Genomic DNA, 15,342 nt, shown 5'->3' with positions numbered 1-15,342 from the left:
AAAATCTTGGTTAATCCAAGATTTCTTTTTTCGATTCAAGTGCGCTGAGCACAAGGTTTAATACGATACCACAAATGGCCGCTAAGCTCATACCACTTAAAGTTGTCTGCGGTGTTATTTTTAAAGTTGCACCACCCAAGCCAATTACCAGCATGGTTGAGACAATCACTAAGTTTTTCATATTTCCGAGATCAGTTCGATCTTTGATGAGTACTTTGACGCCATTGGATGCAATCAATCCATAAAGAATGATTGTCATACCACCAATTACTGCCCAAGGAATACTTGAGATAAATGCTTGTACATAACCAAGGAAGCCCAGACAAATCGCAATGATAGCCGCTAGACCGATAACCCAAACCGAACCGACACGTGTCATCGCAATAACACCTGTGTTTTCACCGTAAGTTGTATTTGCCGGTCCACCTATTGCAGCGGATACAAATGTTGCGATACCATCACCCAGAATTGTTTTACTGAGACCTGGTGTTTCAAGGAAATCTTCATCAACGATTTCCCCTAACACGATGTGATCACCAATGTGTTCCGCAATCGTTACGAGTGCAAGTGGCGCAAAGGCAACGACTGATGAGAAATCGAGTTGATACGAACCCACAAATTTAAAGTTTGGAATTTGGAAGAACGAATATCCAGTAAAGACCTGTGATAGATCGACCAAACCTAAGACCACGGCTGAAATGTATCCAACAACAATAGCGATTAAGAATGGGACAATTTGCAAGAAGCCTTTTCCACGCATCGAGATTACCACAACTGTTGCGAAGGTGATGAAAGCCACTAACGGCACTTTCCACGCCGCACCTGCAACACCAACATATTTCCCTTGTTCAAGCAAGATATCGATACCCATAAGTCCTGTTTCTTGAACTGCGGTTGGTGCAAGTGACAATCCAATAATCATGATCATTGGACCAATAACTACTGGTGGCAATAATTTACGAATCCATGCTGAACCTGTAAATGAAATGATAAATGCAATTAACACATAAATAAGACCGACGGTCATTAAGCCTACATACGCGCTTTCTGGACCACCGGTTACGGCGATTGCAGTTGCGATACTTGAAATGTATGCAAAGCTACTTCCTAAATAAACTGGAACTTTAGCTCCTGTACAAACAATGTAGATTAAGGTTCCTATCCCACTTGCAACAAGCGACACCCCGACATCTAATCCCGTTAGAATTGGGACTAAAATTGTCGCTCCAAACATTGCAAAGACGTGTTGAACACTTAATACAAACCACTCGAGTTTTGTTTTTGGTTTCTCCGAGATTCCAATTAACAATGACTGCTTCTCCATAAAAATCTTCCTCTTTCCTTTGTAGTGTACGGTTCCATATAAAAAGACACCCTAGAGTGCCTTTAAGTTATCGGTAGCCAGCCTCACAAAAAGATTGTAAGCGAAGATTTGCGTACCTTATCAAGCTCTCTGTCTTGACTTAAAGGACCTATACTATGGTCAGTATACCATACACTTAACTAAATTGAAACGAGGAATTAGATATGAAATATAAAAAAACACTTATTGCAATCACAACATTTACTTTTGTATTTGTCGGTGCGTGGTTCTTATGGGGCTCAAACAAACCAACTCAAGCTGAATTCTTAGCGAACTATCAACTGGAGTCTATGGATACTCAATCATTAGTGAATTACCTAGAATCCAACCCCAATAAACCAGCTGATTTACAAGCACAAATTTCCCCTTCAACTTTAAGCCTCCAGAATGATAAAGATAGTATCAATATTGATCTTGATAACGAAGACTTCTATCTCTCGTTTGCACCCTATATGGAGCAAACACATCCCTGCTTTAATCATGTTCCAACAGGTTGCCAAGGTGAACTACCCAAACGTGAATTCGAAGTTCTAGTAACCCAAGATAATGGCACGGTACTTTTCGATGATACGGTGGAAACAGCGGCAAACGGTTTTGCAGGTATTTGGTTACCTCGTGATATTGAGGCAACCATCACAGTTACTTACTTTGACCAAAGTGCTACAACCACATTCACAACACAAGATACAGACGGCACATGCCTCACTACACTTAAGTTAGTATAAAAAAAGACTCCGTCAGGAGCTTTTTTATTTGATTAATAGGAAATACGCGAGTACGATGAGTCCCAAGACAATGCGGTAGTATCCAAAGACTTTGAAATCGTTCTTTTTGATATATCCAAGTAAAAGTTTAATGACAATCACTGAGACGATAAAAGCTGTTGCCATACCTGTAAAGAGGATAATATACTCCATTAATGTAAAGTTGAATCCTATTTTTACAATCTTGAGTAAACTTGCACCAAACATGACAGGAATTGACATAAAGAAAGTAAACTCCGCTGCGACAACACGTGACACGCCAATGAGCAATGCCCCAACGATCGTTGCCCCTGAACGTGATGTTCCTGGGAAGACGGCTGCGATTAATTGGAAAAGTCCAATAATCATTGCTGTTTGGTACGTAATCTGTGAGATCTTCGTAACTTTAGGTTTACGACCTTCATTGCGATTTTCCACCACAATGAAGAAAATTCCGAACAGAATGAGCATGATAGCAACCGTTACGGGATTGTAGAAGAGTGCTTCAAACACATCATCAAACAAAATTCCAATAATTGCTGCAGGTAAACATGCAAAGACAATTTTCATCCACATTGACATAATTTCTGGTTCAACGTGTAGTTTTCCATTTTTAGATTTAAACGGATTCAGCTTATGCCAGTAGATTAATACAACGGCCAATACTGCCCCCAACTGAATTACCACCAAGAATAAACTCATAAACTCAGGTGATACGTTTAATTTTAAAAATTCATCAACGAGAATCATATGACCTGTACTACTGATTGGCAACCATTCAGTAACACCTTCCACAATTCCCAAGAAGATGGCTTTTAAAATTTCGATAATATATTCCATATTGCCTCCTGGTAATTTCCATACTTCGTTATTTTACCATATATTTAGAATCAGTTCCTTGCTTCACTTGAAATTTCGTGGAAACTTAAAACATGACGCCCTATCAGCGTCATGTTTTTATTGTAATGTGAATATTCTGAGTTTTATTTGTGTATCACTTGCTTAGGCTGAATCTGGCTATTAACAATTAAGGAAACAATAATTCCAATCACCGTTTCCACAACACGCGATACCATGTAAATCAACATGCCATCAAGACTTTGGTTGTGTGACATGAGGACTGAAAGCACCAAAATCGCTGACATTGAGGTTGCATATTCGCTAAAATTCAACACTTTCGCCATTGTCATGTCTACAAAAAGCACCAATGTTACAAGTAAAATATACGGCATTGTATTGGGACGTATGCCAAAGTAAAATGTTGTTACCAGGAAAACACCACCCAAAGTCCCTCCAAAAACAGTTCCTTTCACACGGTTTATTCCATGCGTAACGGAATGCTCTGGTGTTGTTTTCATTATCAATACAGCCGCAATCGCTGCATAAAAGGGCGTATCATAACCAACCATATAAGCAATGATTAAACAAATAAAAACTGCAATGGTTGTTTTCACAATCCGGAGTCCGGGAATATACTTTTTCATAGATGCACCTCGTTAATACTAGTATACCACAACCTTTTTTTGACTTAGTGCCATTTGGACAAAAAAAAGCAGGTTTCCCTGCTTTCCTTTTTTAATTCAAATCTTTTAGTATTTCACGTAACACTGGCATCCCAAAAACTTCATATTTTTCTTTAAATGTCGCCACTTCTTCTTTCGAATACAAAGACTCATCCAGAACAATAGCATGAGCCGGAAGGTGACGTACATTTGCAACCTTTACGTCAATTATCACCGGAACTTGAGTACCTTTCGACTTCGTGAGTGCATCCATAAGTTCATCGTATGTTTCGACATGATAACCCACACCACCGCATGCTTCCGCAAATTTGGCATAATCCATTGGTGTTAAATCAACACCAAGGGTATCGTTGTTTTCCATTTCTTGGGCAACTTGTATGAAGCCATACGATTCATTACAAATAACAATATTTACCATTGGCAAGTTATATTTTAACTGAGTCATGTATTCTTGCATCATCATTGCAAATGCACCATCACCACTTAGGGTGTAAACTTCACGTTCGGGATAACTAAGACGCGCTGCAATCCCGCCTGGTGTTCCTATCCCCATCGTTGCAAAGATACCTGAAGTCGTAAGTTTTTGTTTTCCTGTAAACATGAGTTCACGGGATGACAAGATAACATTATTCCCAACATCAACAATAAATATCGCATCATCATCCGCAGTTTCATTCAACGCTTTCATTATCGGTTCTGGACGCATCGGAACCGATAGATCATTTTCAAAATGATGAATCCAGTCTAACCAATTCTTTCGGTTAATTTGATTTGCTTTCAACCATTGAGTTGGTGCTATTGCCTGTCCTTTTTCAATAATCTCGCGCATCACTGCCTTTGAATCTCCAAGTATCCCTACCGTAGCAGGTAATCGTTTCCCAATTGTTTTGGGATCAATATTGATTTGAATGGATTTGATATCTTGGGGGAACATTTCACGCCCAAATGGATACTCTGCCCCTACCATCACAATTAAATCGGTATCTTGAATCGCTTCATTGGATGACTTTGAACCCAATCGCCCTAATTGTCCCATCATGTTAGGATGCGCATCAGGCATTGCACCTTTACCTAAAAATGTGAGGACAACGGGCATCGCAAATTTTTCAGAGAGTTCACGTAACTCATCTTGAGCGTGATGCGTTCCCCGTCCTGCAAATATAACAGGGCGCTTCGCTTCTTGAATTAAGTGCACTGCTTTATCAATATCAACCGCACGATGTTGGGGATATGCTTTTTCAAATGCATTGGCACTAGAAATATAGTTATCGTCAATTTCTGTGTAACCTATATCGACTGGAACATGGACGATGGCTACACCGTTTTCGCGATATGCAGTCCGAATCGCATTATCAATTACAAAGGGCAATTGTTCTGCCTCCGTAACAAATCGATTAAAGACAGACACATCGGAATAGAGCGGTACGGGATCCATCTCTTGGAAATAATCCGTTCCTAAATTACGAGTATGCGTCGAACCCGTGATGACTAACATCGGAACACGATCAAATTTGGCATCGTACATACCATTAATTAAGTGTGTATGACCTGGACCACCTGATCCAAAACATACACCAATTTTCCCTGTTAGTTTCGCATCAACACTTGCGGCAAGGGCGCCCGCTTCTTCATGTCGAACTTGAATATATTGTAATTTGTCTTCGTAAATTTTTAAGGCACGCATTAATGAATTCGTTGAACTTCCGGGAATACCGTAAATGTGATCAACGTCCCATTCTGTTAATATCCGCACCATTGCTTCTGCTGCTTGAATTTTTTTCATAAATTTGTTCCTCCTGATAAAAGTATGGTATCAAAATATAGTGTTTTTAAATGACACATGTCCTTAACACCTTCATATAAGGCACAAACGTCATGTTTTCGTATAAGAACTCCCCCTTTCGGTAACAAAAAAAGACGCAATCGCGTCTTACCAGTTTATGTGTGGATTATTTCGGCTTTGTGATTCTGCTTCAAAGAATGCGGCACGTTCACGCTTCGCAAGAAGATTAACAAGATTACCTGGAAACGTATCTATTGTTGAATTGAGCGCTTCAACTTTATGATTATATAAACGGCGAGCCGCTTGAATATGCTCCTCCGCATCCGTCAATCCACGTTGAAGATTAAGGAATTGTTGGTCCGCTTTAAGCTCAGGATAACTTTCAGCAAGGGCTAGCAATTGCGACTGGACCGCAACAACATCTTGATCATATGCGGCACGATTGGTTACAGGAATCGTTCTTAAGGCAGCAACCTGCTCAAAAATAGCACGTTCGTGGGAAGCATAGCCTTTTACCGTTTCCACAAGATTCGGAATTAAATTATAGCGTTTGGATAACGCAACATCCACACCCGAAGATGCTTCTAATACTTGGTTTGAGGATGAAACGATTGCATTAAAAACATAGATCATCCAAGCACCAATTATTAATAAGATTAAGCCTATAATTTCCATCACTACCCCCTAAAGTATTCTTTGTTTTCCGTCAGTGTGTCGATAATGTACTGAATGGTCGCAATTTCTTGAGCAATTTCTTTAACGTACCCTTCATCAACATCAGTATACACACTCGGTTCCATCACATCGTGTGATGAATAAATTCCTAAATAAACAACGCCATCTTTTACAACCATACTTAATTCATAGCCCAAACGGGCACGAAACTCATTGATTTTTTCCATAAAATGGGGCGTAAACACACGATACGCTTCTTGTTCATTATTGGTAAACGTTGCCCATTGTTTGTTGAAACGATCATCTTCAAATTTTATTTTGCGAGAATCGTCCGTACGTGGTCCATCTGTAAATTTATTAAACCAACCAGCATCGCGTATCCGAATATAACCTGTCGTATCTTTATGAAAATCAAACATAATAACTTGTCCATGGAAATAAGTTTCCGTCGTTGACGTTTTTCCATTATTTGTAACATTTTCCGACAACACATCGGCACGCTCAAACGTAATGCCGTTATACTCACCCCGCACAAAGTCATTGGTACTGTAGCGATTGCCCGTTTCCATAATTCCCAACTGTTGCATCGCATCCTGATCAAATCCTTGTGTTGGAACATAATCAACATTCGTAAAGGCTGTCTCAAATAAGGTTTTATTGACCAGAATTTTTGCTTTTTCTTTATAGGCCCGAATCTTGGGTTGTACAAGAAAGTTGGTGATTGCTAGAAGTATTAGCATCCAGATGATAAATGCAAACATTGCAAATGATGATGAACTCGGACTAAACGGATCTTTGGACCGTGTGTTTGATGCCAAAAGTATAAAAATCGTAACACCAAGCATCAAACCACCCGTCACAAAAAGTGTTCGAGTAACTTCATCTCGAAGCGGTTTTAGCTTTTTGTTGATCTCATCGATATTCATAGTTGGACCTCGTCTTCGTTATTTTGCTTCTTCTTGGTCTTCATAATGCAACACATTGAGGACCGCATCCATACTTATTTTATTGATAATGCTTTTGACCAAAAGGTCTAACTCTTGACCCCCACGGTAATCCGCTGCTGTAAAGTAACGAATACGGTGCTCGTTAATCATTCGGAAGACCTTTTCTTTATCTTTCGTCATTGGATTATAGACACCGACGGAGTGACCACCATTCATATTAACAAGACGCATGCATGGAATATCCGTATCGCTATCTCCAATATAAATCATATTCGTAAATGGGATACGATGCTCTCCTGGTTTGTAATAACTGTTTACTTCAGCATCGTTAACATCCAGAACGCCTTTTTCAATTCGAAATAAAAACTGTGTTTTATTCGTATAATTTATTGCTTGAGCTGGCCATACTGCGAGTCCATTCTCATCGTAAAAAAACGAACTTGCATAGATACGTTTGAACACACCTCTTTCGCCCAATACTGTACCTTCAATCATTTCTTTTAATCCAGAAGAAATAATGTAATGCTCAATGTCGATACCCATAAGATCACCATATTGATCAATGCGATCAAACCATTGTTCTACGCCCGGAAACAATTCAATTTTCGACCCATAATCAAGCAAACTCTCACGATTAAAGATATGTTTTCCTCGTGAAGCCTCCATCATTTTGTACATGTAGGACAAGTTGGTATCCATTTCAAAAGTTTTGGCCATCTCATTGACTTCGGTCCAGAAGTCCTTAACATCATACCCAATCGACTGGATGAAGCCTTGGGCTTGCATATCATCAGGGGTTAATGTCTTATCAAAGTCATAGCAAATGGCTACAACTGGTCTATCTTCAGGTTTTCGTTTCATAGTTCACCTCTCTAGGTTTATTTTATCACTTTTTCACATTTTTCGATACTCTCGAAAAAGACTCGCTTTCGCGAGTCTACTTTATGCTACTGGTTTAAATTTTCCGAAGTCCGGGAAATCTAATTTGACAGCGTCATCATAACCGTTATAAACAACCTTGACGTTTGTGGTCACTGTTTCGCCTTCAGACTCGACGGTCACCGCAACATCCAATGTTTTAAATTCAAATGTGTCAGAAATTGTCATATCAAATTTAACATCTTTGATCTTAACCGCTTCTGCTTCCGGAACATTCATAGCTTCTTCCATCGCTTTCACAACTTCGGTTTCCATACCTGTTACTGTAAAGGTATAGCCATCCGCTGTCTTAGTTGCAATCATTCCATTAAGCGACTCTTCAGTGAACTTAAACTCATTTAAATCTGTTAGGTTCATTAAGTTAGATATTTGGCTAAACTCATTATTTGATGCAACATCATTAATTTTAAACTTCACCGGTTCTGACATTGGGTTTTCAATATATCCAACACCATCTTTGGCGTACATTTTTGATTCCATATTAATGTCGTTTTTACCGATTTTAAAGGTTGCAATGAATTGTAAATCTTGGGCACCTTCAAAATCTTTATTTCCTGCATACGTTGCGGATCCTGTTAAGGTTTCTTTAACATCACCAAGATTTATTTGAAAATCTGTAGATGCTGTTACGTCAATTAATTCGTGGGAGCGATGATTTTCGAGAGCTTTGTTGAAGACTTCGACTTTATTGAAGTCTGCGGGTTTTGCGCTGCATCCTGCAAGTGCAAGTCCGACTAATAATAATGCCATTATTTTTTTCATATTGAGCATTACCTCCTGTATGACTAGTATACGCTTCTTGGCGTTGGCGTACGCGAACAAAAATGTCACTTAACGACATAAAAAAACCCTTGATAACTCAAGGGTTAATGTATCGATTGATTGCGTTCTGTGAAGCCATCGAGATACCATGCTGCATAAGCAACATCTCGATCTCCCATTTTTATGATTGCATATGGATTGTATCCAACTTCGATTAGGCGTTCTTTTTTGTACAAAAAGTCAGCTTCGTTGTCACAGAAAATATAACTGTGATGAACATTGCGATCAATTGTACGGATAAACTCTGTAAAGATTTGCGTTACTCGTTCTAAGTCTTCAAATGTTCGATCATGAAACACATCACGATCGCTTATTTCAAATTTCAAGACTGTCACGGTACCTTCGTTAGACATTGATAACCGTGCCTCATAGACCTCATTTCCCAAAATTAGTTCCATATCTGCATAAGCGGTACGGTACGATAAGCCTTCAATCATCTCATTCAGTTTTCCTTCAAAAGAATCTGTACGCCAATCATCTGTATTGCCCTCGTGCGGGTAGGTTAGCATAATATTATCTGCATACTCATTTAATAGGTCCAACGTATTTTCCACTTCAATCATGAGGTTATCATCATTCTCAATTACAATTCCTAATCCAATAAATGTATCCATCATCAATCCTCATTTCTACTCAAAGCATTATATCACGCTTTAAGTTTATCCCCAATTAAAATACTTGGAGTTTAACGAATTTCGTTTGGACTTTCATTTGTTGTGTTGAATGATTTTAAAGATGCAAGTGCCACTTCGACCATATCAGACACCGCTTGATCTGTATAGAATGCTGAATGTGGAGTTACGATGACATTCTTGTGACTGTTAAGAATCGCAAGGTGGTGGTTTGCATATGTTTTATTTCGTAAGTCTGTATGGACTATTCCAATTTCATTAGGGAAGACATCCAATCCACAAGCACCAACATGACCCGATTCAATACTTTCAATTAAAGCATCCGTATCAATGAGTTCAGCACGTGCACAGTTAATAATTGCGACACCTGGTTTTGTCATCGCTAATGTTTCTTTGTTGATAAGGTGGTATGTACTATCAAGTAATGGTGTATGAAGTGTAATAACATCTGCTTCTTGAAGTAATGTTTCTAATGGTACATAGCTTACTTTATCTTTAATTGATGCATTTTCATAAACATCATATGCTAAAATTCGACCATTGAATCCGCTTAAGTTTTCAACAACTGCTGCACCAATGCGTCCTGTTCCAACAACACCAAATGTCAAGTTGTGCATCTCTTTTCCTTGAAGTCCTGCTAATGAATGGTCATGTGCAGCACCACGTAGCATCATTGTTTTCATATTACGAATCGACATCAAGATAAGCATTACGGTAAAGTCCGCAACACAGTATGGTGAATAGGTTGCATTTGAAAAGCGAAGTCCAAGTTCTTTGAGTGCTTCCATATCGACATTGTTGAAGCCTGCACTTCGTGATGCTAAGAATTTAACGCCGTTTGCTTTTAAGGCTTCAAGCACAGGGCGGCTTGCATCACAGTTTCCTAAAAATGTGACTGCTTCAAAGCCTTCACTTTGTGCGACATTACTCATGCCTAATTGTTCATTAATATATGTTATTTCGAGTCCCATCGATGCCTCAAATTGGTGAAATGCAGCGATCTCATCGGGACGGACTGCGTATGCTAAAATTTTCATGTTTTTATCTCCTTATTTGAAATCTACAAAGTAATCTTGTGGTTCAACCATTTTTAGTTTCTTTTCAAAAATATAGGTTGATACATAGCTCATGGCAACTGGTACAACAACGAATGCAACAACTGCAATCAATAATTGATCTATACCATAGCCAACTATATTTAAGTGATTAATTGGTCCAATTAATCCACTAATACCAAATCCAGCACTTGCAGGTGTACCTTGAATCATCAATAAGCCTGCGACGGCACCGGTAACTGCCGCATTTAGAATAATAGGTAACATCATTTTTGGTTTTTTAATCATGTTTGCCATTTGCATTTTAGGTGATCCTAAGAAGTGTGCAATGCTGGTTCCAAATCCATTAACACTAAATCCTGCAACAGCAAGTCCAAATCCAGCAGCACAAATTCCTAAGTTTGCAGCGCCTGAGGCAACACCTGTTAGTGAAATTGCCATTGCAACACCTGCTGTTGAGAGTGGTGACACGATCATAACAGCGAATGTAATTGAAATAAGAATTCCTGCAACGATTGGTGTAAAGCTTGTAAAGCTATTAACCATTGCTCCTACAAATCCTGTAACAGATGCTACATAAGGCAACATAACTAAACCAAGTCCACCAACACCAACAGTGACGATTGTTGGAATTAAGAGAATTGAGTATGCCTTGAAACGACTTCCAATTAATTGCATGACGTAAACTGCAATTCCTGCAACAATTCCAGCGTTAATGACATCCCCGATTCCTACTAATGCGAGCATGCCGTCTTTGAATACAAAGGCACCTGATCCGATGGCCGTTGTAATCGCAAGTGTTGCTGATTGAATTGGTGTTAATTTGAATTGCATTGCAATCGTGAGTCCCATAATGACTGCAAGTAAGCGTGTTGCGATAGTTGTTATATTAACAACTTCAGTCCAGTTTAGTGCTTTTGCTACTTCCCCTAATAGCGCACCAGGAATTAATGCAACGACGATACCGACGCTCATTCCTGTCAATACTTTATTGATAAACGATTTAAAACTTTCCTTTTCCATATGCCCTCCTGGCGACAATTGTTATTGTCTTCACAAACAATGTTAAGGCATTCCCTTAGGGCATGGACAATCGTTCTTAAACAATTCGAACTTGAATTTCTTGAATCATTTCTGCATCAGCATTCACAAATGTGTAATCGATGAGGCTAAAATCATAGAAATTGCCGATCGGTTGATACCCGTTTTCGAGACACCAATCGGATAGCATTTGAACTGATTTTTCGTCAAAGTAACCGCCTTTTTTGTACATACACGCATATTTACCGCCCTTTGCGTATATTTTATCAATATTCTCGATGCTTTCGGGTAGTTCAATAAACGCTCCTATTTTAGCGTACGTTTCGGATTTATTATCATCATCCTGTACTGAAACGGTACCGTATGGCATTTGTGAAAATTTGTTCAAAGTATTCAAAGTTTTCAAAATTCGTCGGTATGCAAGCATGACTCCCAGTGATTTTTCTTCGGGGTTGGCATACTCCACCGCAAACTCACGGTCTTTGAAAAACTTAATATTGGGACGGTACAAGTCTCTTTCATCTACTAAATCGGCCTGTTTGTAGAAATCAAGGAGGTACCTTAGGTCATCCTTTTTACGACGCAACGCATCCATTTCTAGCGTAACCTCTTGTAATCGTCGTTCTAGTTCTGTGATCAGCATTGTCATGTTTCGATTTTCAAGGAGCTCACCAATCTCTACCAGCGTAAATCCTAAATCTTTTAAGTATATAATTTGTTTTAGATACGGAAACTGTTCGCGGACATAGTAGCGATATCCTGTATCCTCATCAATTTGTTTGGGGACAAACAAACCGATACGATCATAATAAAGCAATGTTTTTTTACTGATGCTGTGAAGTTGAGCAACTTCGGTAATCATAAAGAGTCGTTCCATAGTTGATACCTCATCGAACTCACACCTTAATTTTAACAGGTCATGCCGTTAGGCAGTGGAAATCACTGATTGAATTTTTTTATAGGTATGGCTTCGTTTCTTTCTATTTGGGGGTGGGCATGCTTTCGCATAAAGTCTTATAGATTGCATTGAGTGCATAATCGAGTTGGGCATTCGTTATACGTGTGATCGTTATGCGAATGCCTTTTTTATTTTCATGGGGATGGTAATACGATTTTTCAATTGAAGAGACACTAATAGTTTGTTGTTTTAGTTTCGCAATTACCACATCAACATCAATCAATTCGTTAACAAAAATAGTGGAATAATATCCCGATTGGGCTGGGAGGTGCCATGCTATCGTCGAATCCCATTTTCGGGTAATCATATTTAAGGTCTTTATTTTTTCATGCAAGCGATCGGATAAAGTCCCAGCGTTATTTTGGAGAATATCACTTCGAATAGCGGCTTCAAGTGTTGCTTGTGAGACTAAAGATGGCATTTGGTAGGATGTAAAATAAGAGTGCTCGATAGCTTCTTTAAATGTCTCAAGCAAAGCATCGCAAACAACCGCATAACCAATTCTTATAAAAGGAAAGAGTTTTGAGTAACTTTTGAGATAAACACATTTATCAAAATTAGCATAATAATAAAGAGGTTCGTATTTGGGGATATGAAAGGAGTCATTAAAATAGTCATCTTCAATAATATAAACATCATAACGGTGGGCTAATTCCATAATACGGCGGCGTTGGCTTGCAGGGAGTATCGTCCCCAATGGGTTATGATTGCGGGGTACGACATAAAAAAATTTTATAGGCTCAGTTTTGAAAAGTAGTTCCAAGTAGTCCATATCCAGACCATTTTCGTCGCGGGCGATTGTCAAGACGGTTGCACCATGACTATGTAAAAGCTTATTCGCAAATGAAAAGGTTGGTGATTCAACCAAAATTTTAGTTTTGTGATTGGGAAAGGTCAATTGCGTAAACAACGTCAACATTTGAATTACACCTTGCGTGAGAAAAATATTGCGGGGTTTGGTATAAATATGAAAATCATTGAGATAATCTGCCAACAAACGGGTTAGTGAGAGGACGCCTCGAATCTCTTGTTCAAGCGAACTCTTCCGATACGATTCTAACGCAACATTTAAAACATGTTTTGCTTCGGTGATTGAAAATGCATCAACTACTGGATTCCCCGAACTTAGATCGTACGCAATGTTTTCATCATGCTGGTACTGTTGCAGATCATTTGCGACATAATAACCACTTTGTGCTTTTGCATAAATGATGTGTTCATTCCGAAGGGTATCATAAGCTTTGAGAACTGTTCCCTTGCTACAGGCATACCGTTTCATCATTTCATGAAGCGAGGGCAATTTATCTCCATACAATAAATAACCATCCCCAATTTCCTGTTTTATATCAAATACTATTTGTTCATATCGTTTCATAGTTATCTCCATTTGCCCTATCATATCACATTTTTGTACCAGTACAGTTGCATATTCCTATTCTTGATGTGGTAATTTCACTCGGCTATAGTATGTGGTGTAAGGGCTAACAACGGCCGAGTTAGTCAGTGCTACATCGATAAGGAGAAAATTAGATGGGATTAATCATGAAATGGTTGGAAGATAAATTTCTTCCAATAGCAGTGAAATTAAGTAACCTTCGTTATTTAGTTGCACTTCGTGATGGTTTTATTGCTATTATGCCTATTAGCATGTTTGGAGCGCTTAACATTATGGTTAAGGAAATCCTCCTCACACCAACATCACTATTCGGTGCATCATTGAATAAATGGTCTTTCTATGCAGAAAATATACAGCCGTTTTTCGACAGTGTATTATTACCGATTTCAAACCAAATTTGGTGGGGATCGCTCGCATTAGGAATTGTATTTACAGTATTTACGATTTCGTATAAACTTGCGGAATTTGACAAACAAGACTCACTCACTGCAGGTGTTCTCGCAGTTGTTTCATACTTTATGCTACTACCACAACAAGCAGGACCTGATGCTGCATGGGGAACAGTATCATGGACATCGTTCAACTCAGAAGCGATTTTCACAGGTATTATTGTTGCGATTGTATCAACTGAAGTCTTTATGTTTATGAATCGTAAGGGTTGGGTTATTAAAATGCCAGAACAAGTTCCACCCGCAGTATCACGTGCATTTAGTGCCGTTATCCCAGCTGGTGTTGTCATGTTTATGTTTGGAATCTTCTCATATCTTACGTTAACAGTTCTTGGAACAACGTTAAAAGATATTATTAACACTTCCATTCAAATTCCACTTACAAGTCTTGGACAATCACCGTTTACCTTGATTTTAATTACACTTATTTCACAGGTTTTATGGTTCTTTGGATTACATGGTTCCTTAATAGTTGGACCGGTTCTTGATACGATGTACTCTGCATCACTATCACAGAATGCTGAAGCAGTCTTAGTACACGGTGTGCAAGCACCCAATGCAATCACACGAAATATTATTGATCTCTATGGAATGGCAGGAGGATCTGGAGCAACGTTAGCGTTAATTATTGCAATCTTCATCGTTTCAAAACGTGCAGACTACCGAGAGTTGGCGAAATTGTCATTAATGCCAGGTGTCTTCCAAATTAACGAACCTGTTATTTATGGATTACCGATTGTCTTGAATCCTGTACTTGCAATACCATTTATTATTATTCCACCGATTATGGTTACGATAGGTTGGTTCTTTACCGCAGTGATTCCATTTGCGGGACGCGTCTATATTGCCCCACCGTGGGTCGTACCACCAATTCTGAATACATTCTTAGCTACAGGAGGAAGTCTCAGTGCCACCTTCCTATCCATCTGTACATTAGCTTTATCAGTAGTTATTTATATTCCATTTGTAAACTTAGCAAATAAAATGGATTAACGTTTCCACAAACGTAGAAATAG

15 protein-coding genes are annotated in these 15,342 nt (G+C 38.8%); 2 read left to right on the top strand and 13 right to left on the bottom strand.

What is annotated here, in order from left to right; all coding sequences use genetic code 11:
• Positions 1-10: 10 nt before the first annotated feature.
• A complete protein-coding gene (locus G7061_RS02780; RefSeq protein WP_159635754.1) occupies positions 11-1,324 on the bottom strand; it encodes a uracil-xanthine permease family protein in 1,314 nt (437 codons plus the stop codon).
• 203 nt (positions 1,325-1,527) lie between these two features.
• Between G7061_RS02780 and G7061_RS02775 the strand changes: the two genes are divergently transcribed.
• Positions 1,528-2,088, top strand: coding sequence for a CueP family metal-binding protein (locus G7061_RS02775; RefSeq protein ID WP_166118710.1), 561 nt, complete (start codon positions 1,528-1,530; stop codon positions 2,086-2,088).
• Positions 2,089-2,112: 24 nt separating this feature from the next.
• Here G7061_RS02775 and G7061_RS02770 read toward each other — a convergent pair whose 3' ends face one another.
• From G7061_RS02770 to G7061_RS02715, 12 genes are all read right to left on the bottom strand, one after another.
• A complete protein-coding gene (locus G7061_RS02770; protein WP_166118707.1) occupies positions 2,113-2,946 on the bottom strand; it encodes an undecaprenyl-diphosphate phosphatase in 834 nt (277 codons plus the stop codon).
• A 143-nt stretch (positions 2,947-3,089) separates the two neighbouring features.
• Positions 3,090-3,590 carry an aromatic acid exporter family protein gene (locus tag G7061_RS02765; RefSeq protein ID WP_166118705.1) on the bottom strand — a complete coding sequence of 167 codons (501 nt, stop codon included), beginning with the start codon at positions 3,588-3,590 and terminating at the stop codon, positions 3,090-3,092.
• Positions 3,591-3,681: 91 nt separating this feature from the next.
• The gene (spxB, locus tag G7061_RS02760; protein ID WP_166118702.1) at positions 3,682-5,412 is read right to left on the bottom strand and encodes a pyruvate oxidase; all 1,731 of its coding nucleotides are present in this window, start codon (positions 5,410-5,412) and stop codon (positions 3,682-3,684) included.
• A gap of 147 nt (positions 5,413-5,559) precedes the next feature.
• On the bottom strand, positions 5,560-6,087 hold the full coding sequence (locus G7061_RS02755; RefSeq protein ID WP_166118699.1) for a LemA family protein: 528 nt from the start codon (positions 6,085-6,087) through the stop codon (positions 5,560-5,562).
• Between the two features lie 2 nt (positions 6,088-6,089).
• Positions 6,090-7,013: a DUF3137 domain-containing protein gene (locus G7061_RS02750; protein WP_166118696.1), complete on the bottom strand. Its 924-nt coding sequence runs from the start codon at positions 7,011-7,013 to the stop codon at positions 6,090-6,092.
• A gap of 18 nt (positions 7,014-7,031) precedes the next feature.
• Positions 7,032-7,895, bottom strand: coding sequence for an HAD family hydrolase (locus G7061_RS02745; protein WP_159639561.1), 864 nt, complete (start codon positions 7,893-7,895; stop codon positions 7,032-7,034).
• An 81-nt stretch (positions 7,896-7,976) separates the two neighbouring features.
• The gene (locus tag G7061_RS02740) at positions 7,977-8,735 is read right to left on the bottom strand and encodes a hypothetical protein (RefSeq protein ID WP_159639562.1); all 759 of its coding nucleotides are present in this window, start codon (positions 8,733-8,735) and stop codon (positions 7,977-7,979) included.
• 104 nt (positions 8,736-8,839) lie between these two features.
• Positions 8,840-9,412, bottom strand: coding sequence for an Imm64 family immunity protein (locus G7061_RS02735; RefSeq protein WP_159639563.1), 573 nt, complete (start codon positions 9,410-9,412; stop codon positions 8,840-8,842).
• Between the two features lie 68 nt (positions 9,413-9,480).
• Entirely contained in the window at positions 9,481-10,464 is a 984-nt protein-coding gene (locus G7061_RS02730) for a D-isomer specific 2-hydroxyacid dehydrogenase family protein (protein WP_159639564.1), read from the bottom strand.
• A 12-nt stretch (positions 10,465-10,476) separates the two neighbouring features.
• The gene (locus G7061_RS02725; protein WP_159639565.1) at positions 10,477-11,505 is read right to left on the bottom strand and encodes a PTS transporter subunit IIC; all 1,029 of its coding nucleotides are present in this window, start codon (positions 11,503-11,505) and stop codon (positions 10,477-10,479) included.
• 76 nt (positions 11,506-11,581) lie between these two features.
• On the bottom strand, positions 11,582-12,400 hold the full coding sequence (locus tag G7061_RS02720) for a MerR family transcriptional regulator (protein ID WP_159639566.1): 819 nt from the start codon (positions 12,398-12,400) through the stop codon (positions 11,582-11,584).
• A gap of 103 nt (positions 12,401-12,503) precedes the next feature.
• On the bottom strand, positions 12,504-13,856 hold the full coding sequence (locus G7061_RS02715; RefSeq protein WP_166118692.1) for a PLP-dependent aminotransferase family protein: 1,353 nt from the start codon (positions 13,854-13,856) through the stop codon (positions 12,504-12,506).
• A gap of 155 nt (positions 13,857-14,011) precedes the next feature.
• Here G7061_RS02715 and G7061_RS02710 point away from each other — a divergent pair, with 155 nt between their 5' ends.
• Positions 14,012-15,319 carry a PTS sugar transporter subunit IIC gene (locus tag G7061_RS02710; RefSeq protein ID WP_159635796.1) on the top strand — a complete coding sequence of 436 codons (1,308 nt, stop codon included), beginning with the start codon at positions 14,012-14,014 and terminating at the stop codon, positions 15,317-15,319.
• Positions 15,320-15,342 lie beyond the last annotated feature (23 nt).

Source organism: Erysipelothrix sp. HDW6B (genome assembly GCF_011301115.1).
Taxonomy (GTDB): Bacteria; Bacillota_I; Bacilli_A; order Erysipelotrichales; family Erysipelotrichaceae; genus Erysipelothrix; species Erysipelothrix anatis.
Note: the sequence above shows the minus strand (reverse complement) of the source record. Positions and strands in the feature narration are given on the sequence as shown.